Genomic DNA, 26996 nt, shown 5'->3' with positions numbered 1-26996 from the left:
TGATCACGTTTCCGCATGATCCCGTGAGGGTCCGACGGCGTTGCCGAGCCTCACTACCAGCGAAGGGTGCACGATCATGTTCCCCGGGCGGGCATGCCTCAAAGTGTCCAGCATGACTCCCAGCGAGCCATCCTTGGGAAGGAACCCACAGATACCCATGCGGGCTGCTTCGCGCAGCGCTTCCTGGGACGGGTTGCCCGTCAACATGACGATCCGCGCCTGGGGGGCTTCCGCAAGTATCCGCTCCGCGGCATTCAGTCCTGACCCGTCGGCGAGATACAGATCCATGACGACGACGTCGGGCCGTAGCTCCCGGAACATGGTGGCAGCTTCATCCACGGTCGTCGCCGCACCAATGCTTCTGAAGTCCGGTTCCCTGTCCAGGGCTCCGGCCAGCAGATCCGAGAACGTGGTGTGGTCGTCGACGATCAGAATACTCAGCCGCTCCCCACCCTGCGACGGTGTGGGCGACTCGAGGGACCGGCCTTCCATCGCCGTGTTCAGTGACCCCCCGGAACTCGCCTCGACACGCGGAGCAGTCCTCGCGAGCAGCCGGGCATGAGCCTCCTTGAGTGGCGCACTCGGACCGCATCCCAACTCGTCGAGCAGCACCCTGCGGCAACGCTCGAAAGCGCGCAGTGCTGCGGTGGCCTCGCCGTTCCCTTCGAGTCCCAGGATCAGGGCCTTCCACGCCCGCTCATCCAGGGGATCCTCCTTGACTGCCATTTCACTCCACGTAATGGCCCTGCCCTCCTCGCCCACCAGAAGCGCCTTTTCTGCAGCGATTATACGCGCGAGGCGAACCCGCTCTGCATGAAGTATCCGCTCGTCCTCGGCCCAGGCCGGCAGCACCTCGTCACCGAACAAAGGGGCAGAAGCAAGATCGAGTGCTCCGACGAAGAGCTCCAGAGCGGCATGCGGCGGAGCGGCCTCGGCATGGCTTGTCAGGGCCTCGAACCGGTCAAGGTCGAGGTCGACCAGCGATCGCTCGATGACGTAGCCGCCAGCGACCGTGCGAAGAGGACCTGTTCGACCGGCACCAGGCTGGAGGCCGCGCCGTAGAACGCTGACGTAGCTCTCCAGCGTAGGCAGGGCGGCCGCAGGCTGCTTGTCGCCCCACAACAGATCCATAATCCGGGTCTTGGGCACTGCCGAACCGAAGTTGAGGAGAAGAATCTCGAGTACTTGTCGGGGCTTGGGGCCCCCGATATCACCGGCGTTGAGTTCAATCCCACCGCGTCGAACAGTCAGAGGACCCAGAATGGAGATGTCCAACTTCGACATATCCGCGTCCGCCCTCGCGCGCACTGTCGAGACGGCCGCTTCCTCGGCCACGTTCAGAGTGATCACGATGTCCTGCCCCGCTCATCGGCTACTGTGCTTGCCAGTAATCTAGGGGCGGGTCGATGTCAACCGCCAGAGCGAGCTGTACGCAACTGCCTGGAGGAACTACTGTGTCGGGGCGTTGGACTACTTGCCCATCCGGGCTGGTCACTCCGACGGCCTTCTTCTGAGATCGACCTTGAAGCTGTCGGGCCCGGGGTGCGGACGGACCGATGAGTTTGGCCTCGACGGCGAACTCGCTGCGGCGGGCATGCAGACTCGAGGGCGTTACCCCGGGTCTGCACGCCCGCTGCGGCGGACCGCTGAAGCGGTCCCCTGTCAGCCTCCGAAGAGGGCTGCGGCGCGGGTGAGGGTCTGGAAGATGCCGTAGGCGAGGGGCACTCCGACGAGTGCCCAGACGACGGCGATTCGTGCTTCGGCCATGTCAGGCCTCCTTTGCAAATTCTCTCGGCGCATTCCGGACGGGTTCGTGGAAGCGGGCGTTCACGGGCTTGATGAGCAGGTTGGCGATGAAGCCGATGACCAGCAGCACCACCATGGTGAGCAGGGCGGGCTGGTAGGCGCCCGCGGTGAGCTCGCCCGGGGTGCCCTGCGCATCGAGGAAGGCGTTCACGATCAGCGGTCCGGCGATGCCTGCGGCGGACCACGCGGTGAGCAGGCGGCCGTGGATGGCGCCGACCTGGAAGGTGCCGAACAGGTCGCGCAGGTAGGCCGGAGCAGTGGCGAAGCCGCCACCGTAGAAGGAGATGATCACGAAGGCGAGCGCGACGAACAGCAGGGTCGTGGAGGATCCGGCCAGGGCGAGGATCAGGTACAGGACGGCGCCCACGCCCAGGTAGACCATGTAGATGCGCTTGCGGCCGATGAGGTCCGAGAGCGTCGACCAGCCGAACCGCCCGCCCATGTTGCCGATGGACAGCAGGCCCACGAAGCCGCCGGCGACGGCGACGGAGACCGCCGTCGTGCTGTCCGCACCGCGGAAGAAGTCCTGGATCATCGGGGAGGCCTGCTCCAGGATGCCGATTCCCGCCGTCACATTGCAGAACAGGACAACCCACACGAGCCAGAACTGGGGTGTCTTGATCGCGTTGGCGGCGGAGACGTTGTCGCTGGTCACGAGGGGCTTGGACTTCAGCTGGGAGGGATCGAACCCGTCCGGCTTCCAGCCCTCGGCCGGGACCTTGATGGTGAAGGCACCGAACATCATGTAGACGAAGTAGATGACGGCGAGGGTCAGGAACAGCTTCCCGACGGCGTCGCCACTGGCCACCCAGCCCTCGGCACCGGAATTCGGGTCGTACATCCGGAGCAGCTGCGTGGACAGGGGGCTCGCGATGAGCGCGCCGCCGCCGAAGCCCATGATCGCCATGCCCGTTGCGAGTCCCGGGCGGTCGGGGAACCACTTGATCAGGGTGGACACGGGCGAGATGTAGCCGATGCCCAGCCCGATGCCGCCGATGAACCCGTAGCCGAGGTAGACGAGCCACAACTGGTTCGTGAAGATGCCGAGCGCTCCCACCAGGAAGCCGGAGGTCCAGAACAGGGCCGAGGTGAACATCGCCTTGCGCGGACCGTTGCGGTCCACCCAGGTGCCCAGCAGGGCGGCGGACAGGCCGAGCATCACGATCGCGATCGAGAAGATGATGCCGATCTGCGTCAGCGTCGCGTCGAAGTGTGCGGTCAGCGCGGTCTTGTAGACACTGGTCGCGTATGCCTGGCCGATGCACAGGTGCACGGCCAGCGCGGCGGGCGGGATCAGCCAGCGGTTGAATCCCGGTCGGGCGATGGTGTGGTCGCGGTCGAGCCAACTCATCGAAGGCCTCTCTGTAAGCTGTAGTGGCCTCCCCCGGCCGTTGTTGTCGAAAGCAATTATGCTGGGCGTCACAGCGATTGGCGCACATCACACGCCCGGCGGTAGTTGTGGCGCGTCGAACGGTTCTGTGATCCGGAAAGTACCCAGCCTGCTTAGTAGTTTCGTTTGCGCTGGCCGCATGGCCACCACCGAGCAGAGCACCGACACCAGACTGAGACGCGGGATCACCGGGCCCCTCCTGTACCTCTTCATCCTCGGTGACGTCCTCGGAGCGGGCGTCTACGCCCTGGTCGGCGTCATCTCGGAGGAGGTGGGCGGCGCCATCTGGATGCCGCTCATGGTCGCACCGGCGCTCGCCCTCCTGACGGCCGGCTCCTACGCCGAACTCGTCACCAAGTACCCCAAGGCCGGCGGGGCCGCGGTCTTCGCCGAGCGTGCCTTCAAGAGGCCGTTCATCTCGTTCCTCGTCGGCTTCTGCATGCTCGCTGCTGGGGTGACCAGTGCCGCCGGTCTCGCCCAGGCCTTCGCCGGCGGCTATCTGACCACCTTCATCGACGTGCCCGCGACGCCGGCCGCGCTCGTCTTCCTCGCGCTCCTGGGCCTGCTGAACATGCGCGGCATCAAGGAGTCGGTGCGCAGCAACGTGGTCATGACCGTCATCGAGGTCTCGGGCCTCGCCCTCGTGATCGTGGTCGTCGCGATCTTCGTGGCCGGCGGCAACGGTGACCTCTCACGCGTCAACGAGTTCCCGCCCGGCGTGGGCCCGGCGTCGGCCATCCTGGCGGCGTCGCTCATCGCCTACTACTCCTTCGTCGGCTTCGAGGTCTCCGCGAACGTCGCCGAGGAAGTCCACGATGTCGGCCGCGTCTACCCGCGGGCCCTCTTCGGCGCACTCCTCACGGCGGGCGTCGTCTACCTGCTGATCGGGCTGGCCTCCTCCGCCGCCCTCGCCCCGGGTCAGCTCGCGGGCTCCAGCTCACCGCTGCTCGACGTCGTCGCAGCCACCGGCGCGGGCATCCCCGGCTGGCTCTTCAGCCTCGTGGCGCTCATCGCGGTCGCCACCGGCGCCCTGCTCACCATGATCATGTCGAGCAGGCTGACCTTCGGGATGGCCGAGCAGGGCCTCTTCCCGTCGGTCTTCGACCGCGTGCTGCACCGCCGTCGCACCCCCTGGGTGGCCATCGTCGCGACGACCCTCGTCGCCATGGCACTGACACTGACCGGTGGGCTCGAGTCCCTCTCCCAGACCGTGGTCCTGCTGCTGCTCTTCGTCTTCCTCAGCACCGACATCGCCGTGCTCGTGCTGCGGAAGGACGCGGTGGAGCACAAGCACTTCCGTATCCCGGTGGTCTTCCCCTATCTCGCCATCGCCTCATGCGTCCTGCTGCTCACCCAGCAGACGGCCGGGATCTGGGTTCGCACCGGCATCCTGCTTGCTGTCGGCCTCGCCCTGTACGGCGTGCAGCGACTGGTCCGCGGCCGGGCATGCGAGGCTGCCGGCCGGTAACTCCGTCTGCGAGGCCCTGGCCGGGTCGCCGTCGGCAGCATGGCCGTCCCGGGTGCCTCCCGCCGAGGCGGTCGGCACCTACCAGGTGTGGGGTGCGGGTTTCCGGGTGCTGGGCAGTGCGTTGTTGAGGCGCCACTCGTGGATCCACTCGGGCAGCACCAGGTCCGCCGGAGGTGCCCCGAAGGCCGCGATGATCTCCTCGTTGCTGACCGGGCCCGACGACGAGACGAGTCTCGTCGCGATGAAGGCCCGGGCGTAGATCTCGCCGTCGGCCACGGCGCGCTGCTCGAAGTAGATGGCGCGCTCGTCGAGGCCGATGATGCGCGTCTCGACGGCGTAGCGCTGGCCGAACTGGAGCGACCGGCGGAAACTGATGGTCTCGCCGGCGGCAACCGGGCTCCACCCGCGACGGCGCATCAGCCGCCACACCCCGCTGCGGACCATCAGGTCGAAGCGGCCGAGGTCGAAGACCGAGAAGTACATCCCGTTGTTCATGTGCATCGCGATGTCGATGTCCGTGAGGAGGACCCGGAGGGTGACGCTGCTGGATCCCCAGATACTGAGGCCCGAACGCCTGCCGGACAGGAAGAGCTGCAGCATCGTGCGGAAGATCAGGTGCATGAACCACACATTACCCGTCGGTAACATCGCCGGGTCGAGCGCACCCGCCTAGACTCGGTGGATGGACCAGGCCTCCCCGCACGCCCTTCCGTTCAACCGCTACCGGGAGTTGCTGGACCGGGAGTACCGGACCCTCGCCGGGCTCGTCCCCGCCACCCTGGACCTTCCCGTGCCCGCGTGTCCCGGCTGGACGGGCGAGGACCTCGCGCGCCACACCGCGATCGTCTTCCTCCACAAGGCGGAGACCATCCGGACGGGCGAGAGGCCGAGCCACGGCTGGCCTCCCGTGAGCATCGGCAGCCTCCCTCCGCAGGCGCTGCTCGCCCATTCCTTCGTCAGCCTCACCGACCAGTTCGACCGGCACCGCCCCGAAGATCCGGCGGAGACGTTCGTCCCGTGGGACCAGACCGTGGGGTTCTGGATCCGGAGACTCACGCACGAGACCGCGATCCACCGCGTGGACCTCGAGGACGCAGCGGGAGGCAGGCCCACCACGATGGACCCGGACCTCACCGTGGATGGCATCGACGAGGTGCTGACCGTGATGCTCGTCCGCAGCCGGCCCGACCGCACGGCGTCCGGAGCGGTGGTCCGACTCGAGGCGGGCGGGCACTCCTGGGACGTGCGCCTGAATCCGGAGCGGGTCGAGGTCACCCGCGACGCCGCGGCGGACGGGCAACCGACGACCGTCCAGGCAGACCCGGAGGCCTTGCTCCTGTGGCTCTGGGGCCGCGCACCGCAGCCCTTCCCGCCGTCGGATGCCGTTCGGGAGCTCCGTGCACGCCTCGCCAGGGCGCTCTAAACGGAATAGATCCTCCGGATCGCGGGTTGGCATCTGCAGGAAGCAACCGAGCCCTAGGAGCAGTAATGACCACCAGTACCCAGATCCAGCTCGTCCGGCGTCCGGTCGGCGCGCCGACCCAGGAGGACTTCGCCACCGTGACGGTGGACCTGCCCGGGCTCGGCCTCGATGAAGTGCGTGTCCGGAACGAATACGTGTCCGTGGACCCCTACATGCGCGGTCGGATGAACGATTCCAAGTCCTACGTCGCACCCTTCGGACTGAACGAGACCATGACCGGCGGAGCAGTGGGCCGGGTGGTGGAATCGACGTCCTCGGCGATGCCCGTGGGCACGGCGGTTCTGCACGGGTTCGGATGGCGTGACGTGGCCCAGGGCCCGGCCTCCCACTTCTCGCCCTTGCCGGACACGGGACTGCCCCTGTCCGTCTTCCTCGGCGCCGCCGGCATGACCGGCCTCACCGCCTACGCGGGACTCACGCGGGTTGCCGGGCTGAAGGAGGGCGACGTCGTGTTCATCTCCGGCGCGGCAGGCGCCGTCGGCTCGATCGCCGGCCAGATCGCCCGCAAGCTGGGCGCCTCGCGCGTGATCGGCTCGGCCGGATCGGCCGAGAAGGTGACCCTCCTCAAGGAGAAGTACGGCTACGACGAGGCGTTCAACTACAAGGACGCCCCCGTGCGCGGGCAGCTCCGCGAGCTCACCCCGGGCGGGATCGACGTCTACTTCGACAATGTGGGCGGGGACCATCTCGAGGCCGCCCTCGACCGCCTCAACACCGGAGGCCGTGCGGCCCTGTGCGGTGCGATCTCGCAGTACAACGACACCGAACGCACCCCTGGCCCCGACAACATGGCGAACCTCGTCACGCGTTCCCTCAAGCTGGAGGGCTTCATCGTGGGCCGGCACCAGGACCTGCAGGCCGAATTCGCTGAGCGGATGACGGGCTGGCTCGCCGACGGCAGCATCGTGTTCGACGAGACCGTGGTGGACGGCATCCGGAATGCCGCCGGTGCCTTCCTCGACATGATGAACGGTGCCAACACCGGCAAGATGCTCGTCCGCGCCTGATCGCTGCGACGCGCGCCGTGGTGCCGCTGAGATCCAGTCCGGAAGGCCGGCGTCGACGCGGCGTCCGATGAAGCGTGGCTGTCCCTGCGCCACCTCGTGAGAGAGCGCGCCTGCTTCCTGACGGCTGACCCGGTCGGTCACGCCGACAGTGAGGAGACCGTGCGGTCAGGCGTCCGCGGAGACCCGCAGGGACGCTTCGAGCCGCTTGCGCTGGTCCACGGGCAGGAGCGCACGGTACTGGGGGAATTCCCGGAGGAACTCGCGCACCCTCGGGCAGTAGGGCACCACGGCGATGCGCCGCTGGTGGGCATTGAGGAGTACCCGGCGGATCAGGGCGGGTTCGACGTCGAGCGCGTCGAACTGAGGATCGACGACCGCCTGGATCAGCACCGCGTGCGCACCCTTCATCTCGTACTTGACGTGGCCCACCATGGTGCCGTCGCTGAAGAGCTCGAAGCGCGAGAACAGGGAGTTGTCCCGGAAACCGCCGCGCACTTTCGTGGGCTCGCTGCGCGTCTCGGCCTGCACCTCGCGGCGTTCGATCTCCTCGACCAGCAACTCGTAGTGATGAACGGCCTCCATCGGCGGGAAGTCGCGGTCGAGCACCCGGTACGTCTGGTTGCAGAGGACCCTCAACTGCCGGTTCGACACCGTGGCGAGGTCATCGGGAAAGCCGGCGTCATCCGCACGGGCCGCTCCGGGGCCCTGGGGGGGTGTGGCCGGACCGAACTGCTGGGGATCGACAGCCTGTGCTGTCTGGGTACGGTAATCGGCAAACGAAGAAGGATGCACGGTCAGCTCCACGATGGTGGTTCAATGGCCCGCTGCTAGGCCCTGCGACAACTATACCGTGTCCGGACCCGATGCGACATCGGACGGTTGTCACATTCCTCCCCGACCGGGCCGGCAGCTGCGGGTACAGGCTTGAGTGAAACTTGAGGGGCTGCCACGCCCACCCCGAGACGCAGCGGGCTATCGTGGCAGGAGGACCGGCAGCCCCCGTCCGGATGACCCTGGACTTGAGGAGCCCGCCTTGCAGCCTCAGACCGCCTGTACGGCCATGACGGAATCCTCGCTGACGCTCCACGAGGTGTATCTGCACTATCTCAATTCCGGTGGTTTCTTCGACGAGCTCGAGATGGATGCCTACCTCCATGGCCTCCTGCCTCTGCCCCCCGAGGAACGCGACTGCATCGCCCAGGCCGTGAACGAACTCATCGACGACCTTCTCGCGAGCGGCACGCCGGGTTTCCCGCCGCGTGCGTCCTACAGCCGCACCCCCTCCGCCGTGCCTGCTGCACCCTTCCTGTCGACGGCCCCGGCCGTCCGCGGGAACAGCGCGCTCGACCGGCACCTGACGTAGTCCTGGCCGCACCACGGCGCCGGTCGAGGCTGCTGCCGGGCTCGGAAACCTACTCGAGGGACGCCATGAACTGCACCGTGGCCTCGACGATGGCCTCCTGGGCCTCCGGTCGGCCTGTCGTCGCCACACCGTCACCGGGCTGATCGCCGTAGTCGCCGAAGAAGGCGTGGACCGCCCCCGGGACCTCGGTGAAGAGCGTCCCGGACGGTAGCCGGGCACGGGATGCCTCGATATCGGCGCGCGTGGTCAGACCGTCCTCCGAGCCGCTGACCGAGATGACCTCCAGGTCACTGCCGGACAGGTCTCCCAACGGGTAGGACGCCCACAGCACGAGGCCGTCGACGTCGTCGGCCTCCGAAGCGACGATCGACGCCGACACTCCCCCGAGGGAATGCCCGCCGACCGCCCACACGGGGATACCGGGGTTCGCGTCCATCGCCGACCGGGCCTGGCGGGAATGCAGCAGCGAGATGCCGAGCGGTTCCTTCAGGACGACGACGGTGGTGCCCTCCTGCGCCACCCTCGCCAGCACCGGGACATAGGCGAGCGCCTCCACGCGGGCGCCGGGGTAGAAGACGAGCCCGTGGGAGGAACCTGTCACCGGCGTGAGCGTGATCGACGTCGCGTCCTCCTCGTAGTCCACGCCGGCGAGCCCGAATTCCCGGACCACGGTCCCTTCCCCATCCATGGCGGGGAACGGTGCAACCCACGCGAGGGCGGCCATGGAACCGATGGCGAGCAGCGCTGCGAGGGACGCGAGGACGGGACGGCGACGGCCCGGACGCGGCGGACGCCGCCAGGTACGGGCGGTGAGCCAGGAGAGCACGAGGCCCAGCACGATGGATGCCACGAGGAGTCCCGGAAGCAGGGGATGGGCACGCGCGACGGCCGGATTCGTCCCGAACAGCCAGAGGGGCGTGACGATGAGTGCGACCGCCGCACAGACGGTCGGAATGCGATGGAGCATGGCACGCCTCTCTCCGGCGCTCCGCGCCTCGGGGAGTGACAGGATATCCCGATCACGGGACTGCCTGACCGATGCCGTTTGACCGGGGGGTCCGGCGCGGGACAGGCTGGTGCCGACCCGTCATCTTCCAGCAGGAGTACTCCCATCGCACTCGCCCCCACCGTCGAGCTCCGTAGCGGCGCCCACCCCCCCCCCTCCTCGGCCTCGGCACGTGGCCGATGGACGACGCCGAGGCGGCCGACACCGTGGATCTCGCCATCCGGACCGGCTACCGGTTGATCGATACGGCGGAGAACTACCGGAACGAGTCGGGCGTCGGCGAGGGGATCCGCCGCTCCGGCATCCCGCGGGAGGAACTGTTCGTCACCACGAAGTTCAATCGTGAACACCCCAGCCGCGACGGCGTCCTGCGCGCCTTCGAGACCAGCGCCGGCCTGCTGGGCCTCGAGTACGTCGACCTGTTGCTGGTCCACTGGCCCAATCCGGACCAGGGCCGCCACGTCGAAGCGGTCGAGGGCATCGCCGCGCTGGTGGAGCAGGGTCTGGTGCGCGCGGTGGGCACCTCGAACTACAAGCCGGCGCACCTGCAGCAGGTCATCGACGCCGGCATCATCCCCGACGTGAACCAGATCCAGCTCGATCCCCAGCGACCGCGCATCGCGGAACGCGCGTTCCACGACGAGCACGGCATCGTGACCCAGTCCTGGAGCCCGCTGGGGCAGGGCAGCGGGCTGCTCGACGAACCTGCCGTCGTCGCGATCGCCGAGGCTCACGGCCGGACACCCGCGCAGGTGGTGCTCCGATGGCACGTGCAGCAGGGCATGGTCGCCATCCCGAAATCCGCCAACCCCGAACGGCTGGCGCAGAACCTCGACATCTTCGACGTCGAGCTCTCCGGGGCGGAACTGGCGGCCGTCCACACGCTCGACTCCTGCCGGGCCGACGTCGTCGACTCGGACGAGTTCGGTCACTGACCCGACGCTCCGCCTCCCACCGCAATTCCCTGACAACCCCGGAAGGACATCCAGCGCGTGCTCGAGATCGTCGTCATCCTCATCGCCGGGTTCTGGGCGGGCATGATCAACGTCGTCGTGGGGTCGGGCACCCTGGTCACGTTCCCCACCCTGCTGCTCTTCGGCTACCCGCCGATCGTCGCGAACATCTCCAACAACATCGGCCTCGTGGGCGGCGGTCTCTCCGGCTCGTGGGGCTACCGCCGGGAGGTCGCCGCCAACAGGAGGCTCCTCCTGCGGCTGCTGCCGCTCTCGGCCCTCGGCGGCCTGGCCGGCGCACTCCTGCTCCTGGTCCTGCCGCCGGAGGCCTTCCGGGCGATCGTGCCCGTCCTGATCATCATCGGCCTGGCCATGGTGGCGCTCGCACCGCGCGTCCAGCGCGCCGCGGCCGCGAAGGCCCTCGAGGCCGCCCCCGACGCCGAGTCGTCGCGGCGTCGCTCCCTGCTGCTGCTCGCGGGCATCGGGGTCCTCGGGATCTACGGCGGCTACTTCGGTGCCGCGCAAGGCATCCTGATCGTCGGGCTGATGAGCATGGTGATGATCGAGAGCCTCCAGCGGATCAACGCCATCAAGAACGTCCTGACCACGGCCGTCAACGCCGTCGCCGCCGCCACCTTCATGGCCTTCGCCTGGGAGTCCATCGACTGGACGGTCGTCCTCGTCATCGCTGTGGGCGCTACCCTCGGCGGCCTGGTCGGCGCGCGTGTGGGGCGCAGGCTCTCCCCGCTCGCGCTCCGCGCCACGATCCTCCTGATCGGCAGCGTCGCGCTGATCCGGATCGTCTTCTTCGGCTGACGCGCTATCGGCCGGGCAGCCCTAGGGCCAGAGCATCTCCCGGCGCCAGTCCTCACCGGACCGGCTGTACAACAGGCGGGTGTGGCGCCGTTCCTGGTCGGCCTGCCAGAACTCGACGGTGTCGGGCGTCACCGTGAAGATCGTCCAGGTGGCCGACGCGAGGCCGTCCACCGCCTCGATGCGGCGCACCTGCTCCGCCACCGCGGTGTCGACGTCGTCCCTGCTGCGCACCACCGTGCTCTGGCTCCCGGCCAGCACCAGGGCGCGGGCCACCGGGTGGCGGCGCTGGAAATCGGCGTCGTTCTCCTGCGTGGTCCCGGTGGAGACCGGACCGCGGATCCGCACCTGGCGGCCGGCCTCGGGCCAGAAGAAGGTCAGAGCGGCGGAGGGATTCCCGGCCAGCTGCCGGCCCTTCGGACTGTCGCTGCTGGAGGCCACCTGCCACCCGGAGGGCGTCAGGTCCTTGAGGATCACGACGCGCGCATCCGGCAGGCCGTCCTCCCCCACCGTCGCGAGGTTGAGTGCGTGGGGGGCCGCGACGCCGTCCTGGACCGCCCGCTGCAGCCATTCGACGAACAGGGGGATCGGGGAATCGGGGGCTGCCGCCGGATCGAAGGGCGGCATCTCGTCGGGGAACACCTGAACGCCGCGAATGATGTCGCGGATCATGCCTGGATCGCTCATGCGGCCAGCCTAGCCCTCGTGCCCGGAGAGTCCCCGCCGGGCGCCCGCGCAACCCGGCGTCGCGGGCCCGGGCCCGGGCTGCCGTTCCTCGGGGTCGCAGCATAGAGTCGGTGGATGCCAGCGCACCAGGACCAATACGTCGGACCACGAGACCTCACCCGGTGGACATCGCCGGTGGGCCGATTCCTCGTCCGGTGCGTCCGCCCTCTCGCCCGCTGGGCCGGCCCGCACGCTGCCCTGCTGCTCCTCATCGCGATCGGCGGCGGGGTGGCCGCAGCCCTCACCGCGGCGTCGGCCGAGGTGTACGAATCGGTGGTGGAGGCCGACGGCGTCGCGGCCCTGGACCAGCCGGCCCTGGACCTCGCCGTGTCGCTGCGCGAGGGCTGGTTCGACGCCTTCGTCACCGGCTACACCAACATCGGCGGGCCGATCGGCATGCCCATCCTGGCCGTCTCGGTCATGGTGCTGCTCGCCGTCCGCCGCCGCTCGTGGACACCGGTGATCCTGCTGCCGGCCGCGGCGTTCGGCTCCCTGCTCATGACGGTCGCCGGCAAGGACGCGATCGGGCGCCTGCGTCCGCCCATCGACCTCGCGGTCCCTCCCTACGAGTCCTCGCCGTCGTTCCCCAGCGGACACTCCCTCAACGCCGTCGTCATCGCAGGCATCGTCGCGTACCTGCTCCTCCTGCGGCAACAGCGCAAGCGCACCCGCGCGCTGACCGTCGCGCTCGCCGTCGTCTTCGCCGTCACCATGGGCCTCAGCCGGGTCTACCTCGGCCACCACTGGCTCACGGACGTCCTGGTCGCCTGGACGCTCGGAGTCGCCTGGCTCGCCGTCGTCATCACGGCCCATCGGCTCTTCCTGACCTTCCGCGTGCACCGGACGGCCACCCGTGGCGCCCCCACCTGAGCAGCCCGACGCCGGCCCGCTGCCCGCCGTGCGGCCGCTCCGGCGGGACGCCCGGCACAATCGCGAGGTGGTCCTCGCCGCCGCCCGGCGCATGTTCGCCGTCCACGGCGCCGAGTGCAGTTTCGAGGACATCGCCCGCGAGGCCGGCGTGGGTGTGGGGACCGTGTACCGCAGGTTCCCCGACCGCCGCACCCTCATCGAGGCCATCCTGGAACAGCGCGTGACGGACGTCGACGCGACGGTGTCCGAGGCCCTCGCACTCGAGGATGCGTGGGCGGCCGCGCGCCTCTTCATCGGCTCGGCCGCACGTATGCAGCTCGAGGACCGCGGGCTGCGGGAACTCCTGCACGACCACGGCTTCGTGTCCGCAGGGCTCGCGATGCTGCGGCAGCGGATCGCTCCGGCCGCGGAGGATCTCGCCGCACGCCTCACGCGCGACGGCGGGCGGGCGGACCTCACCGGGAACGACGTGCTGGTGCTCATCCGCATGCTGGGCTCGCTGCCCCCTGAGACCGGGACGGCCGCCTCGTCGGGTCGGGGCGCGGGCTTCGAGCGGTACCTCGGCCTCGTCATGGACGGCCTCCGCCGCAGGTCGGCCGGCAAAGGATAAGCAGAACTGACCAATTCCGGTCAAGAATAATGATTTCCGCTCACCAACGGCCCGCTTCATACTGGGGGGTGCACACGAGCACCCCCTTTAGGAACGGACGACCATGTCGGACACATCAGCCCCGCACGGCTCGCAATCGGTCTTGCGGCGCAAACCGATCGACAACCTCGAGGACGAGACGGGGCGCTCGAGCCTGTTCAAGAGCCTCGGCCTCTGGCAGCTGACCGCGATCGGCGTCGGCGGCATCATCGGCGTCGGGATCTTCACGCTCGCCGGACTCGTCGCGAACGGTGGCCCGGACGGCGAGCCCGTGGGCCCGGCCGTCCTGATCTCGTTCCTCGTCGCGGGCCTGGCCAGCGCGGCCGCCGCCCTGTCCTACGCCGAATTCGCCGGGATGATCCCCCGCGCGGGCTCCGCCTATACCTACGGCTATGTGGCGCTCGGCGAGATCATAGGCTGGTTCATCGGCTGGGACCTGCTCCTCGAGTACATCGCCATCGTGGCCGTCGTGGCCATCGGCATCTCGGGATACTTCACCGAGTTCATGTCCGGCATCGGCATCGACGTACCCACCTGGATGCAGGGGACGCCGGACACGATCGAGGGCGGACTGGTCAACCTCCCCGCCATCGCGGTCTGCCTGCTCGTCACCTTCATCCTCAGCCGCGGCACCAAGACCTTCGGCCGGTTCGAGCTCGTCGCGGTGGGCCTGAAGATCCTGCTCATCCTCGGCATCGTGGGCCTGGGCTTCTTCTACGTGGACGCCGAGAACTACTCGCCGTTCGTCCCGTCGGGTTTCGGTGCCGTGTTCGCCGGGGCCGCCACCGTCTTCTTCGCCGTGTTCGGCTACGACGCCATGAGCACTGCCGCCGAGGAAGCCAAGGACGGCAAGAAGCACATGCCGAAGGCCATCCTCCTGTCCCTCCTGATCGCGATGATCCTGTACGTCCTGGCGACCCTCGTCCTCACCGGCATGCAGAACTACAAGGACATCAGCCCGACCGCGGGCTTCGCCTCCGCCTTCCAGTCCGTCGGGCTCCCCGTCGTCGCGACGATCATCTCGGCGTTCGCCGTGATCTCCATCCTGACCGTCATGCTGACCTTCCTCCTCGGCGTCACCCGCGTCTGGTTCTCGATGAGCCGCGACGGACTCCTGCCGGCCTGGTTCTCGACGACGGACAGCAACGGCACGCCGCAGCGCGTCACCTGGATCGCCGGGATCGCCTCGGCCCTCCTCGCCGGGGTGTTCCCGATCCGCGCCGTCGCCGACCTCACCAATATCGGCATCCTCGCGGCGTTCGTCGTCGTCTGCATCGCGGTGATCGTGCTGCGGCGCACGCGTCCCGAGGTGCCCCGCACGTTCAAGCTGCCGCTGATGCCGATCGTCCCGGCGTTCGGCGTCATCGCATCGCTGTTCCTGATGCTGCAACTGCACTGGGAGACGTGGGTGCGCTTCGGCGTGTGGCTCGTGATCGGCCTCGTCATCTACTTCTTCTACGGCAGGAAGCACTCGCTCATGAACCCGGACAGCCCGCGCCACGCCCTCCTGAAGCGGCAGGCCTAGGCTCCGCAGGGCCGGCAGGGGCCCGCCGTCCGCGTCACGAACGTGCGGCGGGCCCCTCCGGCTCCTATCCTCGACAGGGGCCGCGGCCTCCCCCGCGACCAGGAACCCACCATCCCCACCACTGAAGGACCAGCCCTCATGGACCTCTTCCGGACCAAGTCCATCGAGCAGTCGATCAAGGACTCCGACGAGAAGGGGCACGGCCTCAAGCGGTCCCTCACCACGTGGGACCTCATGATCATGGGGGTCGCCGTCGCGGTCGGCGCCGGCATCTTCTCGGTGGGCGCGCAGGCTGCCGCCTTCAACGCCGGACCCGCAGTGACCATCTCCTTCGTCCTCGCCGCGATCACGTGCGCCCTCGCAATCATGTGCTACGCCGAGTTCGCCACGGCACTGCCCGTCGCGGGCAGCGCCTACGTCTTCACCTACGCCACGATGGGTGAGCTGATCGCCTGGATCATCGGCTGGAACCTGATCCTCGAACTACTCATGGCCGCCGCCGTCATCGCGAAGTTCTGGGGCGTGTACCTCTCGGACCTCTTCAGCGCCCTCGACCTCGACGTCCCCGCGCAGGTCGGCCTGCTGGGGCTCGACCTCGCCTGGGGGCCGCTGCTGATCGTCGCGGTCTTCACCGCCGTCCTGGTCTGGGGCACCAAGCTCTCCGCCCGGGTCAACAGCGTCCTCACGATCATCAAGATCGGCATCGTGCTGTTCGTGATCGTCGTCGGCTTCTTCTACGTCGACCCCGAGAACTACACACCGTTCGTCCCGGCCTCCGAGCCCGTGACGGACGGCGGCGCCGGCTGGGCCGAACAGCCCTTCCTCTCCTTCCTCAGCGGGGCCACGCCCGCCGCCTTCGGCTTCACCGGCATCATCTCGGGCGCAGCGCTGGTCTTCTTCGCGTTCATCGGGTTCGACGTCGTCGCCACCTCCGCCGAGGAGGTCAAGAACCCGAGCCGCACCCTTCCCCGCGGCATCTTCGCCGGGCTCGCCGTCGTCAGCGTCCTGTACATCCTGGTGACGCTGGTCGTGACCGGGATGGTCCCCTACACCGACCTCGGGGCCTCCGGCGCGCCGTCGCTCGCCACCGCGTTCCAGCTGGTCGGCGCGGACTGGGCCGCGGGCGTCATCTCGGTGGGCAGCCTCATCGGACTGACCACCGTCATCATAGTGCTGCTGATGGGCCTGGCACGCGTGATCTTCGCGCTCAGCCGGGACGGACTGCTGCCGCGCGCCCTCAGTCGCACCTCGGACAAGCACGGGACCCCGGCACGGACCCAGGTGCTCTGCGGTGTCGTCGTCGCCCTGCTCGCCGGGTTCACCCAGGTGGAGGTCCTTGCCGAGATGATCAACATCGGCACTCTCGCCGCCTTCATCACCGTGAGCCTCGGGATCATCGTCCTGCGCCGCAAGCGCCCGGACCTGAGGCCGGCCTTCCGCGTCCCGTTCGGCAAGGTCATCCCGATCGCGTCGGCCCTGCTCTGCCTCTACCTGATGTTCAACCTCGCCACCATCACCTGGGTGTTCTTCGCGGGGTGGCTCGTCATCGGCTTCGCCATCTATTTCGCCTACGGACACCGGCATTCACGCCTCGGGGCGCGGCAGCGCGCGGACGCAAAGGATCCCGCGTCCGTGTGAGGTGCGCCGTCGCCCCTGACGCGGGATGATGGTGTCCCCGGGGTAGCGTCGTCGGGGACCCGCCGAGCCGATCAGGAGAACCACGATGTCCCAGGATCCCTATCCCAGTGAACTCCCCTCCCCCGGCCACAAGAATCCGTACGACGGCGGCGCCTACGGCAATGCCGGCGGCTACCCGCCGAACCAGCCGGGCAGCAGCCCCTACCAGCCGACCGGCAGCTATCCGTCGGGCCTCTACCAGTCCTCGTACCAGACGATGGAGGGTGAGAAGGCGGCCCAGCTCTCCCTGATCCTCGGTCTCGTGGGGTTCTTCGTGGCGGGCATCATCCTCGGGCCGCTCGCCATCTGGCAGGCCCGCAAGGCGGAACGCCTCGGTGTTCCCGCGACCGCGGGGAAGGTCCTCGGCTGGATCGTCACGGCCCTCTACGCGCTCGCGATCCTGTCCGGCATCCTGTTCTTCGTCCTCATCATCGTGGGATTCGGCGCCACGGCCGGCTTCGGCAGCTGACCCCCGCCGACGCCGGGGCGGTCGGCCCCGTCAGAGCGTGGGGAACAGGTGGGTGGACTGCTCTCCCGCTTCGAACACGCGCGAGTGCGGTCCGGTCCCGACGATCAGCGGATCGGGTGTACCGACCACGTCGTGGTCCTTCTCGTCGTAGTCGAGGACGGACAGGATGTAGCGCATCGCCTCGATCCGGGCCCGCTTCTTGTCATTGCTCTTGATGACCGTCCACGGGGCATCGGCCGTGTTCGTGTAGAAGAACATCGCCTCCTTGGCCGCCGTGTACTCGTCCCACTTGTCGAGGGACTGCAGGTCCATCGGGCTGAGCTTCCAGCGGCGCACAGGGTCCGTGTGGCGCTTGGCGAAGCGGCGCCGCTGTTCCGCCTGCGACACCGAGAACCAGAACTTGGTGAGATGCGTGTCGCTGCGGACGAGCATGCGCTCGAATTCCGGCGCCTGCCGCATGAATTCGAGATACTCCGTGGGCGAGCAGAACCCCATGACACGCTCGACCCCCGCCCGGTTGTACCAGGAGCGGTCGAACAGCACGATCTCGCCGCCCGACGGGAGCGTGGAGACGTAGCGCTGGAAGTACCACTGCGTCTTCTCCTTGTCGCTCGGCTTGTCCAGGGCGACGATCCTCGCTCCGCGGGGGTTCAGGTTCTCCATGAAGCGCTTGATGGTCCCGCCCTTGCCGGCGGCGTCGCGCCCCTCGAACACCAGCGCGACCTTGGCCTGGTTCGCCCTGACCCACCCCTGCATCTTGAGCAGTTCGATCTGGAGGTCCCTCTTCGCCTGCTGGTACTCACGCTCCGTCATGCGCTTCTTGTACGGGTAGTCCTCGCGCCACGTCGGCTGGTCCGGGTGCGGCAGGAACATGGGGGCGTCATCCTCCGCATGGGGATTCGGGACCGGGATGGCCGGTGCGTCGAGGGCGGGGGCTCCGTCGAGCACAGCATCGCCGGCGGTTGCTTTTCCTGAACTCATCCTTGGTCCTCCGGGTTCGACCGTGCCGCGCGGATGCCCATCCTCTCAGAGAAAGGCCCGGGGAGATATGGTGCCGGGGAATCCCCTGCGCCCCGGAGGGGTTACAGCCCACGACCCACCCGCCGAGCGAGGAGCACCCGTGACCCACGTCCCGACCCCCGAGGAACGCTGGCTCCGCTTCCGGGACGCCCGCGAGGCGGCCCTGGCCGAGGAGCACGGATGGCTGACCCTGACGTCCTTCCAGTGGCTCGGCGGGCAGCCGGCGCAGGTCGACATCGTGCCCGGACTCTGGTCCTCCACGGGCGACGCAGCACACCTGACCGTGCGGGCGTCGGACGGCCTGATCGACCTGACCGACCTGACCGATCCCGCGGGCGGCAGGATTCCGGAGGGGACCATCACGGCGACCCTCGACGACGAGGAATCGCTCCTGTGGGTGGCGTACGGCGGAGAGGACGGGCGCCGCGTCGTCGTCGAACTCGCGCGGCGCGCGGGCCGCTACGCCGTCCGGACCCGGGATGCCTCCTCACCCACGCTCACCGGCTTCACCGGCGTGCCGACCTTCGACTACCGGCCCGACCTCGTGGTGGAGGGACGGTTCGAGCCGTACGGGGAGACCCTGCACGAGCCGATCGCCACCGCGCACCCGGACGTGCCGGGAACGCACCCGACGGTCGGCGAGGTGGTCTTCCCCCTTCCCGGCGACCACCGCCGGTTCCGGCTCCGCGCCGCCCAGGACGCGTCCGGGTCGCTCTCGATCACCTTCCACGACAGGACCAACGGCATCACCACCGCGCCCTGGCGGAAGGTGACCACGCGCCGGCCCCGGCCGGATGGCGTGGTCGTCCTGGACTTCAACCGGGCGATCAACTATCCGAGCGCCTTCACGCTCTACGGGACCTGCCCGGCACCGGTCGTCGCGAACGTCGTCGACGCTCCCATCGAGGCGGGGGAGAAGAGACCGGCAGGCGTTCCGGTCGCGTCTCAGGCCTCGGTGTCGGGGTAGATGCTCCTGGTCTCGATCCGGCGGTTCCGATCGGTCACCCAGTCCGTGGGGTAGATCTTCGGCAGGATGTTCGCCAGCGCCAGGGAGGCGTAGATGACGGTGTTGATCGCGACGAACGCGGCCAGGACGGCGAACATGCTGCTGTGGAGGACTGACTCGGGCAGGAGCAGTCCACCCCGCACGACAGGTCCTGCTGCGGTGGGGATCACTCAGGCCTCCTGGGGTTCGAGCTCGCCCGAGGGGGCGGTGTGGGAGAGGTGTTTCCAGTTGGCCTGGCGGCCGAAGGAGATGTCGATGATGCCCTTGACGTACACGAGGTTGAGGACCATGTCGAAGAGCAGCTCCGGGAGGACCGTGGCGGCGAGCAGGCGCGCCTTCCAGCCGCCCCTCCACGCGCCGAGGACCCGCTCCGCGGTGAAGAGCAACCCGAGCCCCAGCCAGAACGGGAACCAGATCCAGGTCTCGAGGGACACGATGGTGAGGAGGATCAGGGCCAGGTAGGCGCTGAGCGCGATCACGCCGTAGCCGATGCCGAGTTGCTGCGCCCAGTAACGCATGGTGGTGGGGGTGATGCCGTAGGCCCCGATGTTCTCGAGGGCGCCGCGCTGCCAGCGGAGGCGCTGGTTCCAGAGCGTCCGCCAGGACGGCATGAGTTCCGTGACCACCGTGCACTCCTGCGGGGAGATCATGAGTCCGCCCAGTGACTTCAGCGCGATCGTCAGCTCGTTGTCCTCGGTCAGGGCCGCCGTGTCGTAGACGTCGCCGGAGGCGCCGGGGATCGTGCGGTTGCGGCTGGCGGCGACGGTGCGGAGAGCGACGGGCCGGAAGAGTGACGCGGTGCCGGTGAGCACGAACACGCGGCCCCGGCGACGCCGCATCTGGCGGGCGTACCGGATGTACTCGTTGCGCTGGAACTGGCCGATCAGTCCGTGGCCCTGTTCGCCGTAGAACAGCCCGCCCACGGCCATGAGCGCGCGGTCCGCGACGAACCGCTGCACCGCGTTGGCGAGGAAACCGTCGTCGAGCTGCGTATCGGCATCCATGACCATGACGACGTCGTTGTCGCGCTGCCCCGGCAGGACGACCGTGAGGGCCTGGTTCAGCGCGCCGGCCTTCTTGTCCGTGTTGTCCACGGATTCGATAACCTCCACCCCCGCCTCACGTGCCAGGCGGACGGTGGCGTCGGTGCAATTGTCGGCGACGACGATGATCCGCTCGGGCCGGTGCGACTGGCCCTGCAGCGAGGCGATGGTGTGCGGGAGGGAGGCTTCCTCGTTGTGCGCGGGGATCAGCACCGTCACGGTGACGGGGCCGGCGAACTCACCGCGGGTGGCCTCCATGATGACCTTGGGCGCCAACGGCTGGTGGTGCGGGTTCATCGAGCGGCGCGACGTGGTGACGATGCGCTGCTCCAGCAGGGCCAGCCCGGCGGCCGCCAGCAGAGCGAGGGCGATGGCCGCGAGGATGATGCTGGTGTCCGGCGCATCGGCGTTGTAGAGGACGCGCCAGATGCCGATCACGACGTCCTGGGAGTCGGCGATCGTCGAATCCTGGCCGTTCGCCGCGACGGCGAGCCACAGGAGCGCCGCCGCGACGCTCACGATGCCCGCGATGACCAGGCCCACCACGCGGTCGAACCGGCCACGCCGCGCGTACTCGGCCCCGGGCCCCGTGGTCCCGGCGTCTCCCGGACCCCCCGTCGCCCCCGTCGCCGCCGTCGCGTGGCCGGCGTCCCCCGTCGCGTCACCCGCGGGCGGGCATGATGCAGTCGTCATCTGTGTCGTTCTCCTCGAGGACTCGGCGCGGCGCCGCACGGTGCCGGCTTCCGGGTCCGAGTCTGTCGCCCCGTCCTCGTTGCAGGCCTGAGCGGGGACCGAAGATTGGTTCAACAAACGGCGTGGCTTCCCCGGGCACCCCGAGGACGGCCGCGGGGCACCCGACGCGGGCCGGAGCACAATGGTGGGGTGACCGATCCGTTCGACGCCCTGATTCCGCGCCCGCGGCGGCAGCTCGCGCCCGGCGCCGTGCACGTCCCCGACTGGCTGGACCCCGACCGGCAGCGCCGCCTGGTGGAGCTCTGCCGCACCTGGGCGAGCGGGCCCGTCCCGATGCGCGCGGTGACCATGCCGAACGGCGGCGTGATGTCCGTGAAGAGCGTGAGCCTCGGCTGGCACTGGCTGCCGTACCGTTACAGCCGCACGGCGGACGACGTCGGGGGCGCCGCCGTCGCTCCCTTTCCGGAGGTGCTACGCACGCTGGGGCGCGACGCCGTGGCGGCCGCCTACGGCGAGGAGGCGGGGTCCTCCTACGAGCCCGACGCCGCCCTGGTGAATTACTACGACGACACGGCCCGGATGGGCATGCACCAGGACCGCGAGGAGCGGATCAGCGCGCCGGTCGTCTCCCTCAGCCTCGGAGCGGCGTGTGTGTTCCGGTTCGGCAACACGGAGAGCCGGAACCGCCCATGGCAGGACGTGCAGCTCGACTCCGGCGATCTCTTCGTCTTCGGCGGACCCTCGCGCTTCGCCTATCACGGCGTCCTGCGGACCCTTCCCGGGACCGCACCGGCCGGTATCGGCTTCGAGGGGCGGCTCAACATCACCCTGCGGCAGACGGGCCTGGGCTAGGGCCGCCGGTCGGCGAGGATCATCCCCCGCGCGTACGCGGCCTGCCCGGCATGCTGCACGGCGTCGTCCAGCACGCTGACGAGCCGGACGAGCAGAGTGACCGGCGGATCCCACCGCTCGTCGACCACCCGGTGCAGGTCCTCCTCGGCGAGGTCCGCCACGAGGCTCCGGGAGAGCTGGTGGACCGCGTCGAAGTAGTCCAGCAGGTGCTGCGCCGACGCCACGCGCACAGCGTCGACCTGCTCTCCTGAATGCCCGTAGCCGGTGTCTCCACGGTCCAGCGCCAGGTCCCAGCGGTCGGCGAAACCGTCCGCCAGCCACACCTGGTCGTGGCCGAACGCCTCGGCGAAGTGGCTGTCCTCGACGCGTGTGAGGTGCCAGACCAGCCAGGCGATCGAGTTCGCGGACCCGCCCGGGCGGAGGCCCAGCTGGCCGGCATCGAGGCCGCGCACGGCGCCACGCACGAGATCCGGCAGCCGGCCGAAGGCTTCGGTGAGGACCTCGACGGACGTCACCGGCGATCCTGCCCTGCCGCGTGGGCGGTCCCGGGCAGGCGGAGCCGTCGGCGCAGCCGGGCCGGTATGAGCGGCAGGACCAGCGCGGCGTCGCGGAACCTCGCCCGCGGATCCTCCGCGTCCGCCGACAGCTCCGCGTGGGCTTCACGCCGCTCGAGCTCCTCGACGACGGCGTCATAGCGCTCCCGGGCCTCGGGGGACGGACGGTCCAGGTCGAGGAGCTGGTACGTGTGGTTGCAGAGGAATCGCAGCTGGCGGGTCGACACCGCCCGGAGATCATCCGGGACGTCGGGATCCGCGCCGAGGAGGAGGCCGGGGAGATGGGCGCGCCGCTTCGCCCGGACAGGTGCCGGTCCGTCCGGATACGTGATGGGGTGTTCGAGGATGTGCGGGAAATATTCCATGGCCTGCTCCACGTCCGTGGGTCCATGGCCCGCTGCTCGACCAGTTCCCTGAAGTCTAGGTGTCCGGCATCGTGATGGAAAGCAACTCGTGCCGGGAGGAACCGCTTGCATCGTGGTGGATGCCCGCCTCCCGGTAGAAGCCCTCGATATGATCGCGGACCAGGTCCGCGGCCGTCCCGCCGCGTCCGGCCATCACCGCCGCCAGGATGGCGCGGTGCTCCGTCCGGAGGCGGTCCGAGGTGGTGCCCCAGTCCGGGAGGCCGGCGGTGAGCCGCTGCGTGTACGCGGCGATCGATCCGCGGAGCGATCCCATCATGGCGCCGATCAGCACATTGCCGGCCGCTTCCGCGAGCGCCACGTGGAAGAGCGAGTCGCGCTCCAGGAAACCGTCGGGGCCGTCGTCGTGCCGGTCCATCTCGTCGAGGAGGAGCGCCGCGCGCGTCAGGGCGGGCGACTCCGGGGAGGCGTGGGACGCCGCCCACGTCTCGAGCAGCAGCCGCGTCTCGACGACGTCCTTGACGGGCAGGTGCGTGCTCGCGACGTGGAGCCGCAGCGCGGAGTCCAGGGCCAGCGCGGGATTGCCGGTGATGACGGTCCCGGCCTGCGGACCGGAGCCCACCCCGGCGCGGACGACGCCGAGCGCCTCCAGGACGCGGGTGCCCTCGCGCACGGAGGCGCGGGAGATGTTGAGCTGCTCCGCCATCGCGCGCTCCCCCGGCAGGCGTGACCCGATGGCCAGCCGGCCCGCCGCGAGTTCCTGTTCGAGCCACGCCGAGACCACCTGGTGATTGCGCATGCCGCCAGCATAGCTTGTGTGGTCAGACCACAGACCGTAGGATCTGTGGTCTGACCTCACCCGGCGGTCGCGGACCGTGGGTGAGCCGCGGCCCGACGACGAGCAAAGGCAGACCATGCAGACACCCCCGAATGCATCCGTTCCCCCCGCCCTGAGGCGCCGGATCCCCAAGGTCGCGGACCTCGCACCACTCATGCAGTTCAAGAAGCCGGAGTTCGGTGCCGCAGGGCGCCTCCAGCGGGCCAACACCGTCTGGGATCTCCGCGACCTGGCCAAGCGGCGCACCCCCACCGCGCCCTTCGACTACACGGACGGCGCGGCGGAGGCCGAGATCTCCCTGGGGCGCGCACGCCAGGCGTTCCTCGGCGTCGAGTTCCGGCCGGGCATCCTGCGGAACGTGGAGACGGTCAGCACGGTCACGCCGATCCTCGGCCGGGACTCCGCACTGCCGTTCGGCATCGCCCCGACCGGCTTCACCCGCATGATGCAGTCCGAGGGCGAGTACGCCGGCTCCCGGGCGGCCGCGGCAGCCGGCATCCCCTATACCCTCTCGACCATGGGCACGGCCTCCATCGAGGACGTGGCGCAGGCGGCACCGGACGGACGCAACTGGTTCCAGCTGTACCTCTGGACGGATCGGGACCGTTCCATGGAGCTCATCGCCCGCGCCGCCGCCGCGGGCAACGACACCCTCATGGTCACGGTGGACACCGCCGTCGCCGGGGCCCGGCTCCGGGACGTCCGGAACGGGATGACCATCCCGCCGGCGCTGACCCTGAAGACCGTCGTCGACGCCTCCTACCGACCCGCCTGGTGGTTCAACTTCCTCACCCACGAGCCGCTGTCCTTCGCCTCCCTCTCGCGCTACTCCGGCACGGTGGCGGACCTCATCAACTCGATGTTCGACCCCACGCTCACGTTCGAGGACCTCGACTGGCTGCGCAGCGTGTGGAAGGGCAACCTGGTGGTCAAGGGCATCCAGACGCTCGACGACGCCAAGAGGGCGGTGGACCACGGCGCCGACGGCATCATCCTGTCCAACCACGGCGGGCGCCAGCTGGACCGCGCGCCCATCCCGCTGCACCTGCTGCCGCGCGTCGCCGCCGAGCTGAAGGGCAAGACGGCGATCATCCTCGACACGGGCATCATGAGTGGCGGGGACATCGTCGCCGCGATGGCGCTCGGCGCCGACTTCACCCTGATCGGCCGGGCCTACCTCTACGGACTCATGGCCGGCGGCCGCAAGGGCGTGGACCGCACCATCGAGATCCTCGGCTCGCAGACGGCACGCACCATGCAGCTCCTGGGCGTGAACAGGGTCTCCGACCTCAACCCCGACCACGTGCGGCTGCTCGGCGAGGCACCCGCCGACGCCGATCTGCCGAAGGCCTCGATGACCCTGTAGCTGCCGCCGCGGGCCCGTTCCAGGCACCCGGACCCCGATACATCTCATTTCGATATCGAATCCCGGGAGAGGCCGGATTCCGATCTATTCTTTGCTCCAGTGGTCCTGCCCTGGGCGGACCCGAGGCGTCGGTCCGGGGAGAAGAAGATGGAACGTAGGCGGGTGCACCATCCGTTGCGTTACAGGCGTGCCCGGTCCCTGCTCTATGTGATCGGCCTCTTCTGGCTGTGGCTGTGGCTCGGCAGCGGAACCCTCCTCGATGGCCTCCACCACTCGCCGGTCCATGCGGCCCTCGCACTGTACGCCCTCGCCGTCGTCATCCTCGTGTCCATCCCTGCCGCGCTGCTCGCGGTGATACGGATGCTCCTCACGCACCCCCGCCGAGGCGCGGTCGTCGTGGCCCTGCCCGTCGCCGGGCAGGCACCGCGCGAGGACCAGCACTGGTGGTACGGGGAGAAGGCCTCCTGAGGACCGCCCGCTGGACGGGGAACGACGCCCCGGGAGGGATCCGGTGCCCGATAGGGCGGGTGCAGCACCCGAGTCCAGTAGCAGGGATCGCCGTGGAGGCGGCTTCCCGCACTACCCGTGAACCGGTCGACGTAGGCTGGTCAACGCACCGGCTTCAGCCGGGGCGCTGCCCCACCAGAGGGCGCAAGCAGACGGGAAGGCCGGCTCCATGAACGAACCCGGATGGGTCCAGCACGCGATCTGGTGGCAGGTGTACCCCCTCGGCTTCGTGGGCGCAGAGAAGTCCGCCACCCCCCACCCCGCCGCGGCGCACCGCCTGCTCGACCTGATCCCCTGGCTCGACTACGCCGTGGAGCTGGGTGCATCGGGACTGGCCCTCGGCCCCGTCTTCTGCTCCGAGACACACGGCTACGACACCACCGACTACCTCGCGATCGATCCCCGGCTGGGCACGCTCGGGGACTTCGACACCCTGGTCACGGAAGCGCGCACGCGCGGACTGCGCATCATCCTCGACGGCGTCTTCAACCACACCGGCCGCTCCTTCGCACCGTTCCAGCAGGTTCTCGCACAGGGGCCGGACGCCCCGACCGCCGCCTGGTTCTCCCTCGAGTGGCCCGACGGCTCCGGGCCCGGTGCCGAACCCGGATACCGCGATTTCGAGGGCCACCACCACCTGGTGGCGCTGAACCACGAGGAGCCCGCCGTCGCGGACTTCGTCGTCGAGGTCATGGAGTACTGGCTCGAGCGCGGCGCGGACGGCTGGAGGCTCGACGCCGCCTACGCCGCGCCGTCGTCCTTCTGGGCCGGTGTGACCCGGCGCGTACGGTCGTCCTATCCGAACGCCTACTTCGTCGGTGAATACATCCACGGGGACTACGCGGCGGCAGTCCGGACCGGCGGGATCGATTCCACCACGCAGTACGAGCTGTGGAAGGCTATCTGGAGCTCGCTGAACGATGCGAACTTCTACGAACTCGCCGCAGCCCTCGAGCGCCATGACGCGCTCCTCACCACGTTCGCTCCGCTGACCTTCATCGGGAACCACGACGTCACCCGCATCGCGAGCAGGCTCGAGGACCCGGCCCTCGTGCAGCACGCCGCGGTCATCCTCTTCACGGTCGGCGGGACACCTTCGGTGTACTACGGGGACGAACAGGGCTACCGCGGCATCAAGGCGGATCGCGCGGGAGGCGACGACGACGTCCGCCCGCTCTTCCCGCCCTCGCCGGAGGACCTCTCCCCGATCGGCCGACCCGTCTTCGCCCTGCACCATGAACTCATCGGGCTGCGCCGCCGGCACGCCTGGCTGCACCGGGCGACGACCCGCGTGCTCCTCCTGTCCAACGAGGTGCTCGCATACCGCAGCGAGCACGGCTCCGACGCGCTCGTCGTGATGCTGAACCTCACGCACGAGGCGCAGCGGATAGGGGCCGCCGGGGCATCCTCCGTCCTCGCCGGACAGGCCGCGGTCGACGCAGGCTCGGACTCTGCGCTCGTGCCGCCGCGGGGCTGGGCCGTCCTCGGCTGAGGCACGTCCCGCATAGGCCGACATCGGCGCGCGCATGTGGATAATGGAGTCACACGCC

Annotated in this window: 29 protein-coding genes; 16 read left to right on the top strand and 13 right to left on the bottom strand. The window is 69.2% G+C overall.

From position 1 onward, the window contains the following. Nucleotides 1-3: 3 nt before the first annotated feature. The 3 genes from IWX63_RS10120 to IWX63_RS10115 form a co-directional block, all read right to left on the bottom strand. Nucleotides 4-1350, bottom strand: coding sequence for a BTAD domain-containing putative transcriptional regulator (locus tag IWX63_RS10120; RefSeq protein ID WP_334685784.1), 1347 nt, complete (start codon nt 1348-1350; stop codon nt 4-6). A gap of 312 nt (nt 1351-1662) precedes the next feature. Continuing rightward, nucleotides 1663-1767 carry an MFS transporter small subunit gene (locus IWX63_RS16935; protein ID WP_442859118.1) on the bottom strand — a complete coding sequence of 35 codons (105 nt, stop codon included), beginning with the start codon at nt 1765-1767 and terminating at the stop codon, nt 1663-1665. Nucleotide 1768: 1 nt separating this feature from the next. Next, entirely contained in the window at nt 1769-3157 is a 1389-nt protein-coding gene (locus tag IWX63_RS10115) for an OFA family MFS transporter (RefSeq protein ID WP_199278033.1), read from the bottom strand. Nucleotides 3158-3335: 178 nt separating this feature from the next. On the opposite strand from IWX63_RS10115, the gene IWX63_RS10110 reads away from it, so the two are divergent. Next, nucleotides 3336-4664: an APC family permease gene (locus IWX63_RS10110; RefSeq protein ID WP_199278032.1), complete on the top strand. Its 1329-nt coding sequence runs from the start codon at nt 3336-3338 to the stop codon at nt 4662-4664. A gap of 78 nt (nt 4665-4742) precedes the next feature. Here IWX63_RS10110 and IWX63_RS10105 read toward each other — a convergent pair whose 3' ends face one another. Beyond that, complete coding sequence (locus tag IWX63_RS10105; protein ID WP_199278031.1) at nt 4743-5285, bottom strand: acyl-CoA thioesterase; 543 nt, start codon at nt 5283-5285, stop codon at nt 4743-4745. A gap of 61 nt (nt 5286-5346) precedes the next feature. Between IWX63_RS10105 and IWX63_RS10100 the strand changes: the two genes are divergently transcribed. Together IWX63_RS10100 and IWX63_RS10095 are read left to right on the top strand one after the other, a co-directional pair. Beyond that, nucleotides 5347-6087, top strand: coding sequence for a maleylpyruvate isomerase family mycothiol-dependent enzyme (locus tag IWX63_RS10100; protein ID WP_199278030.1), 741 nt, complete (start codon nt 5347-5349; stop codon nt 6085-6087). A 65-nt stretch (nt 6088-6152) separates the two neighbouring features. Next, entirely contained in the window at nt 6153-7154 is a 1002-nt protein-coding gene (locus tag IWX63_RS10095; RefSeq protein ID WP_199278029.1) for an NADP-dependent oxidoreductase, read from the top strand. Nucleotides 7155-7319: 165 nt separating this feature from the next. Here the strand turns inward: IWX63_RS10095 and IWX63_RS10090 are convergent, their stop codons facing one another. Further along, nucleotides 7320-7790 (bottom strand): GNAT family N-acetyltransferase, encoded by a 471-nt coding sequence (locus tag IWX63_RS10090; protein ID WP_199278028.1) that lies wholly within the window; start codon nt 7788-7790, stop codon nt 7320-7322. Nucleotides 7791-8187: 397 nt separating this feature from the next. On the opposite strand from IWX63_RS10090, the gene IWX63_RS10085 reads away from it, so the two are divergent. After that, nucleotides 8188-8517: a hypothetical protein gene (locus IWX63_RS10085; protein ID WP_199278027.1), complete on the top strand. Its 330-nt coding sequence runs from the start codon at nt 8188-8190 to the stop codon at nt 8515-8517. A gap of 49 nt (nt 8518-8566) precedes the next feature. Here the strand turns inward: IWX63_RS10085 and IWX63_RS10080 are convergent, their stop codons facing one another. Next, nucleotides 8567-9484, bottom strand: a complete 918-nt coding sequence (locus IWX63_RS10080; protein ID WP_199278026.1) for an alpha/beta hydrolase — start codon at nt 9482-9484, stop codon at nt 8567-8569. A gap of 218 nt (nt 9485-9702) precedes the next feature. On the opposite strand from IWX63_RS10080, the gene IWX63_RS10075 reads away from it, so the two are divergent. After that, the gene (locus tag IWX63_RS10075) at nt 9703-10458 is read left to right on the top strand and encodes an aldo/keto reductase (protein WP_199278025.1); all 756 of its coding nucleotides are present in this window, start codon (nt 9703-9705) and stop codon (nt 10456-10458) included. A gap of 57 nt (nt 10459-10515) precedes the next feature. Beyond that, complete coding sequence (locus IWX63_RS10070) at nt 10516-11292, top strand: sulfite exporter TauE/SafE family protein (protein ID WP_334685783.1); 777 nt, start codon at nt 10516-10518, stop codon at nt 11290-11292. A 21-nt stretch (nt 11293-11313) separates the two neighbouring features. Here the strand turns inward: IWX63_RS10070 and IWX63_RS10065 are convergent, their stop codons facing one another. Next, entirely contained in the window at nt 11314-11976 is a 663-nt protein-coding gene (locus IWX63_RS10065) for a pyridoxine/pyridoxamine 5'-phosphate oxidase (protein WP_334685782.1), read from the bottom strand. Nucleotides 11977-12090: 114 nt separating this feature from the next. On the opposite strand from IWX63_RS10065, the gene IWX63_RS10060 reads away from it, so the two are divergent. From IWX63_RS10060 to IWX63_RS10040, 5 genes are all read left to right on the top strand, one after another. Next, nucleotides 12091-12885: a phosphatase PAP2 family protein gene (locus tag IWX63_RS10060; RefSeq protein WP_199278024.1), complete on the top strand. Its 795-nt coding sequence runs from the start codon at nt 12091-12093 to the stop codon at nt 12883-12885. Next, entirely contained in the window at nt 12869-13495 is a 627-nt protein-coding gene (locus tag IWX63_RS10055; protein ID WP_199278023.1) for a TetR/AcrR family transcriptional regulator, read from the top strand. Before IWX63_RS10060 ends, IWX63_RS10055 begins: the two co-directional genes overlap by 17 nt. 103 nt (nt 13496-13598) lie before the next feature. Beyond that, nucleotides 13599-15059 (top strand): amino acid permease, encoded by a 1461-nt coding sequence (locus IWX63_RS10050; protein ID WP_199278022.1) that lies wholly within the window; start codon nt 13599-13601, stop codon nt 15057-15059. Between the two features lie 138 nt (nt 15060-15197). After that, a complete protein-coding gene (locus IWX63_RS10045; protein ID WP_199278021.1) occupies nt 15198-16697 on the top strand; it encodes an APC family permease in 1500 nt (499 codons plus the stop codon). 85 nt (nt 16698-16782) lie between these two features. Beyond that, the gene (locus IWX63_RS10040; protein ID WP_199278020.1) at nt 16783-17205 is read left to right on the top strand and encodes a DUF4190 domain-containing protein; all 423 of its coding nucleotides are present in this window, start codon (nt 16783-16785) and stop codon (nt 17203-17205) included. A 30-nt stretch (nt 17206-17235) separates the two neighbouring features. Here the strand turns inward: IWX63_RS10040 and ppk2 are convergent, their stop codons facing one another. Beyond that, complete coding sequence (gene ppk2, locus IWX63_RS10035) at nt 17236-18186, bottom strand: polyphosphate kinase 2 (RefSeq protein ID WP_199278019.1); 951 nt, start codon at nt 18184-18186, stop codon at nt 17236-17238. Nucleotides 18187-18325: 139 nt separating this feature from the next. Here ppk2 and IWX63_RS10030 point away from each other — a divergent pair, with 139 nt between their 5' ends. Next, complete coding sequence (locus tag IWX63_RS10030) at nt 18326-19192, top strand: DUF1684 domain-containing protein (RefSeq protein WP_334685781.1); 867 nt, start codon at nt 18326-18328, stop codon at nt 19190-19192. Here IWX63_RS10030 and IWX63_RS10025 read toward each other — a convergent pair. Continuing rightward, complete coding sequence (locus tag IWX63_RS10025; protein ID WP_334685780.1) at nt 19171-19401, bottom strand: hypothetical protein; 231 nt, start codon at nt 19399-19401, stop codon at nt 19171-19173. The two genes, IWX63_RS10030 and IWX63_RS10025, sit on opposite strands and share 22 nt — an antisense overlap. Next, the gene (locus IWX63_RS10020) at nt 19402-20967 is read right to left on the bottom strand and encodes a glycosyltransferase (protein WP_334685779.1); all 1566 of its coding nucleotides are present in this window, start codon (nt 20965-20967) and stop codon (nt 19402-19404) included. Between the two features lie 189 nt (nt 20968-21156). Between IWX63_RS10020 and IWX63_RS10015 the strand changes: the two genes are divergently transcribed. Further along, nucleotides 21157-21819 (top strand): alpha-ketoglutarate-dependent dioxygenase AlkB family protein, encoded by a 663-nt coding sequence (locus IWX63_RS10015; RefSeq protein WP_199278017.1) that lies wholly within the window; start codon nt 21157-21159, stop codon nt 21817-21819. On the opposite strand, the gene IWX63_RS10010 is transcribed toward IWX63_RS10015, so the two are convergent. Genes IWX63_RS10010 through IWX63_RS10000 form a run of 3 tightly spaced genes read right to left on the bottom strand, consistent with a single transcriptional unit; the run spans nt 21816 to nt 23534 of the window. Further along, a complete protein-coding gene (locus IWX63_RS10010; RefSeq protein WP_199278016.1) occupies nt 21816-22334 on the bottom strand; it encodes a mycothiol transferase in 519 nt (172 codons plus the stop codon). The genes IWX63_RS10015 and IWX63_RS10010 overlap by 4 nt on opposite strands. Continuing rightward, nucleotides 22331-22738, bottom strand: coding sequence for a hypothetical protein (locus IWX63_RS10005; RefSeq protein ID WP_199278015.1), 408 nt, complete (start codon nt 22736-22738; stop codon nt 22331-22333). Before IWX63_RS10005 ends, IWX63_RS10010 begins: the two co-directional genes overlap by 4 nt. Nucleotides 22739-22793: 55 nt before the next feature. Continuing rightward, a complete protein-coding gene (locus tag IWX63_RS10000; RefSeq protein ID WP_199278014.1) occupies nt 22794-23534 on the bottom strand; it encodes a FadR/GntR family transcriptional regulator in 741 nt (246 codons plus the stop codon). A gap of 115 nt (nt 23535-23649) precedes the next feature. On the opposite strand from IWX63_RS10000, the gene IWX63_RS09995 reads away from it, so the two are divergent. The 3 genes from IWX63_RS09995 (at nt 23650) to IWX63_RS09985 (ending at nt 26938) form a co-directional block, all read left to right on the top strand. After that, a complete protein-coding gene (locus IWX63_RS09995; protein ID WP_199278013.1) occupies nt 23650-24939 on the top strand; it encodes an alpha-hydroxy acid oxidase in 1290 nt (429 codons plus the stop codon). Nucleotides 24940-25086: 147 nt separating this feature from the next. Continuing rightward, nucleotides 25087-25407 (top strand): hypothetical protein, encoded by a 321-nt coding sequence (locus IWX63_RS09990; protein WP_199278012.1) that lies wholly within the window; start codon nt 25087-25089, stop codon nt 25405-25407. Between the two features lie 208 nt (nt 25408-25615). Further along, nucleotides 25616-26938 (top strand): alpha-amylase family glycosyl hydrolase, encoded by a 1323-nt coding sequence (locus IWX63_RS09985; RefSeq protein ID WP_199278011.1) that lies wholly within the window; start codon nt 25616-25618, stop codon nt 26936-26938. Nucleotides 26939-26996: the final 58 nt, after the last annotated feature.

Origin of the sequence: Arthrobacter sp. CAN_A2, from assembly GCF_015752045.1 — a bacterium.
Lineage (GTDB): Bacteria > Actinomycetota > Actinomycetes > Actinomycetales > Micrococcaceae > Arthrobacter_D.
The sequence above is the reverse complement of the archived record's forward strand: the minus strand, read 5'-3'. Positions and strand labels throughout refer to the sequence as shown.

Excerpts from the sequence above, each read along its gene's own strand:
- IWX63_RS09990 (WP_199278012.1), top strand. The coding sequence starts at position 25,087 with ATGGAACGTAGGCGGGTGCACCATCCGTTGCGTTACAGGCGTGCCCGG.
- IWX63_RS10065 (WP_334685782.1), bottom strand. The coding sequence starts at position 11,976 with ATGAGCGATCCAGGCATGATCCGCGACATCATTCGCGGCGTTCAGGTG.
- IWX63_RS10000 (WP_199278014.1), bottom strand. The coding sequence starts at position 23,534 with ATGCGCAATCACCAGGTGGTCTCGGCGTGGCTCGAACAGGAACTCGCG.
- ppk2 (WP_199278019.1), bottom strand. The coding sequence starts at position 18,186 with ATGAGTTCAGGAAAAGCAACCGCCGGCGATGCTGTGCTCGACGGAGCC.
- IWX63_RS10075 (WP_199278025.1), top strand. The coding sequence starts at position 9,703 with ATGGACGACGCCGAGGCGGCCGACACCGTGGATCTCGCCATCCGGACC.
- IWX63_RS10105 (WP_199278031.1), bottom strand. The coding sequence starts at position 5,285 with ATGCACCTGATCTTCCGCACGATGCTGCAGCTCTTCCTGTCCGGCAGG.
- IWX63_RS10110 (WP_199278032.1), top strand. The coding sequence starts at position 3,336 with ATGGCCACCACCGAGCAGAGCACCGACACCAGACTGAGACGCGGGATC.
- IWX63_RS10050 (WP_199278022.1), top strand. The coding sequence starts at position 13,599 with ATGTCGGACACATCAGCCCCGCACGGCTCGCAATCGGTCTTGCGGCGC.
- IWX63_RS10115 (WP_199278033.1), bottom strand. The coding sequence starts at position 3,157 with ATGAGTTGGCTCGACCGCGACCACACCATCGCCCGACCGGGATTCAAC.
- IWX63_RS10100 (WP_199278030.1), top strand. The coding sequence starts at position 5,347 with ATGGACCAGGCCTCCCCGCACGCCCTTCCGTTCAACCGCTACCGGGAG.
- IWX63_RS10020 (WP_334685779.1), bottom strand. The coding sequence starts at position 20,967 with ATGACGACTGCATCATGCCCGCCCGCGGGTGACGCGACGGGGGACGCC.
- IWX63_RS10045 (WP_199278021.1), top strand. The coding sequence starts at position 15,198 with ATGGACCTCTTCCGGACCAAGTCCATCGAGCAGTCGATCAAGGACTCC.
- IWX63_RS16935 (WP_442859118.1), bottom strand. The coding sequence starts at position 1,767 with ATGGCCGAAGCACGAATCGCCGTCGTCTGGGCACTCGTCGGAGTGCCC.
- IWX63_RS10040 (WP_199278020.1), top strand. The coding sequence starts at position 16,783 with ATGTCCCAGGATCCCTATCCCAGTGAACTCCCCTCCCCCGGCCACAAG.
- IWX63_RS10095 (WP_199278029.1), top strand. The coding sequence starts at position 6,153 with ATGACCACCAGTACCCAGATCCAGCTCGTCCGGCGTCCGGTCGGCGCG.
- IWX63_RS10080 (WP_199278026.1), bottom strand. The coding sequence starts at position 9,484 with ATGCTCCATCGCATTCCGACCGTCTGTGCGGCGGTCGCACTCATCGTC.
- IWX63_RS10060 (WP_199278024.1), top strand. The coding sequence starts at position 12,091 with ATGCCAGCGCACCAGGACCAATACGTCGGACCACGAGACCTCACCCGG.
- IWX63_RS09985 (WP_199278011.1), top strand. The coding sequence starts at position 25,616 with ATGAACGAACCCGGATGGGTCCAGCACGCGATCTGGTGGCAGGTGTAC.
- IWX63_RS10005 (WP_199278015.1), bottom strand. The coding sequence starts at position 22,738 with ATGGAATATTTCCCGCACATCCTCGAACACCCCATCACGTATCCGGAC.
- IWX63_RS09995 (WP_199278013.1), top strand. The coding sequence starts at position 23,650 with ATGCAGACACCCCCGAATGCATCCGTTCCCCCCGCCCTGAGGCGCCGG.